Annotated in this window: 1 protein-coding gene; it reads left to right on the forward strand. The window is 26.5% G+C overall.

Going from position 1 to position 2,437, the window contains the following annotated elements; all coding sequences use genetic code 11:
• Positions 1 to 2,419, forward strand: a 2,419-nt coding sequence (locus L8X24_RS07840; RefSeq protein ID WP_263664331.1) for a hypothetical protein, incomplete at its 5' end; no start/stop codon positions are given.
• Positions 2,420 to 2,437 lie beyond the last annotated feature (18 nt).

Consider the following 2,437-nt stretch of genomic DNA (forward strand, 5'->3'; position numbering starts at 1 on the left):
GAATTCTAATAATTCTGAATTTAAAAATATAAAGATTGATTATAATAATAATTCCATTAAATCTAATTCAATATTTACAGGTGGATTTATAGGATATGCAAGTGATGGTAGTAGTTTTAAAAATATAGAGCTAAGTAATATCGCTAGTATTTCTACACAAACAAACGATGTTTTATATACAGGTGGTTTTGTAGGATATGTAAGTGGAGCAAATTTTAATAAAATCAATATCAACAATATAAATGAATTAAGTGGCGTCAGTGTAGACAATAGATCTCATATTGGTGGTTTTGCTGGTAGTGTAAATAATGGAAAATTTGAAAATATATATCTTTCTCAAATCAATAAAATAATAAATAATAAAACAACTAAGGAAACATATACAGGTGGTTTTGCTGGGGAGATTTGGGAAGGTTTTTTTGAGAATATTGATATTAGAGGGATTAAAGAAATTAGTGGGGGATTTGTCACGGGTGGATTTTCTGGTAATATTGATTATGCTCAACTTTCGAATATAAATTTAGATATAAGTAATATAACATCCATATTCAGCACATTGCGTCATACTTATGCTGGTGGATTTGTTGGTAGTATTGATTCTGGAAATAATAAATTTAGTAATATTAATATCCGTGTTAAAAAAATTAAAAGTATTAACAATGACAATAATGGATTGTTAAGTGGAGAGGTTGATGATGTTGGTAATGCATATGCTGGAGGATTTGCGGGTTTTGCTAATGGGGGAATTTTTAACAATATTAGTTTAGAAGCTGAAAAAATTGAAGCTATAAATAATAATAATTTAGAAAATACTCGTGCTGTTGTAGGTGGTTTTATTGGAAAGGTAGAAGGCTATAGAAGTGATAATTTATCGTTTTCAAATATTACTGTAAAAAATATAGATGCGATTGTTGGAAAGCTTGAACAAGATAAAAAAGGGATTGTCAATTCTGGTGGATTTATAGGTTGGATTCAAAGACAAGGCACTGGTGATTTTTCCAATATAAGTTTATATAATATAAAAAATATACAGGCATATGGAAAAAATGATTTTGCTAATGCTGGAGGTTTTATTGGGTATATCGAAAGTGGTTCTATATTTAATTCGATCAATTTAAATTTTAATAATATTTATTTATTTTTCGAAAATGGTTCTCAAATACAGTCTTTTGCAAGTGATGGTAAGAATACAAGCGGAAAATTTATCAGTGCTTTTGATAATAAACAAGTAAATTTAAAATTTAACAATATACATCTTTATCATTACATAAATGATTTTGGTGGTGTTAATTCTGATATAAACCTTTGGAAAAATGCTATTAATGTATATATTTATAATGATGGCGATAAGTATATAAAATATAATGATTTCTTAAACAAAGATAGTATGATAGTAAGGCCTATAGTTAAGCTTCCGGAAAAACCAGAATTTTCTAGTGTGGATATAAATTTGCCAAATGTGGATTCTATTATAAAAGAGGAAGTTGCTCTTGATAAGGATGATTTGTATGAAGATACTATAAAAGATGAAATTTTAGCTGATATCACGAATCAACATTATAAAATATATATTAATACCCTTTTGGAAATGTTGGCAGAAAAGAATTATAGTGAAATGACATTGGATGAAAAGGTAGCTTTTATTTCAAAATATTTTATTAAAGATACATCAAATAGCAAGAAAGAGGCTTTGAAAATAGTTGAAAGTATTGATTTTATAGTAGCCTATCAAACAAACGGATTAAATAATGCTGACAGTGATAAATTTAAAAATGGAGTTCAATCCTTTTATATTAATAATATTAAAATTAATATTGATAAAATTATTGAAAAAGGAAAAAGTATTTCTGAAATTTTAAATAACGAATTAAAGGATTTTGTTGTAAATTCTGAACAACTTATAAAAGAATTGGGTGAAATTCAAAATCAGTTAAAAAGTGCTGAAAATGATTATAACGAGTATGTGAAGAATAATAATCAAATTGATATTAGTGTACTTAATAGTCTACTTTCGAAAATAGTTTTACTAGAAAAACAACAAGATAGTATTTTATCTCAATTGGATTTATCACCTATAAAAAATAAAATTGAATATCAAAACAAACTAGGAAGTTTTTTAGTAATAGGAGATTATAAGTTGTCGCCCTATAAACCTGTTTTAGAAGGTATTGATTTAACACCAAGTATTCCTATTGAGCCTGAATTGCCTTGGACTGATTTAACACCAAGTATTCCTACTGCTAAAAATGATAATATTGATTATATTTATTATAGAGTAATACCGTTTGGTTTGATAGGGGATGAATTTATAAAAAAAGATTCCAAAATAGATGTTATAGGTGAAGCAGAGACTGATAGTTATAAAAAAACTTGTGTTTCGAGCTTTAATTCAAAAGTTATGAATACTTGTATAAATTAATTTGATGAGATATATTGG

It is taken from the genome of Campylobacter sp. CNRCH_2015_0814 (assembly GCF_025772765.1).
Classification (GTDB): domain Bacteria; phylum Campylobacterota; class Campylobacteria; order Campylobacterales; family Campylobacteraceae; genus Campylobacter_D.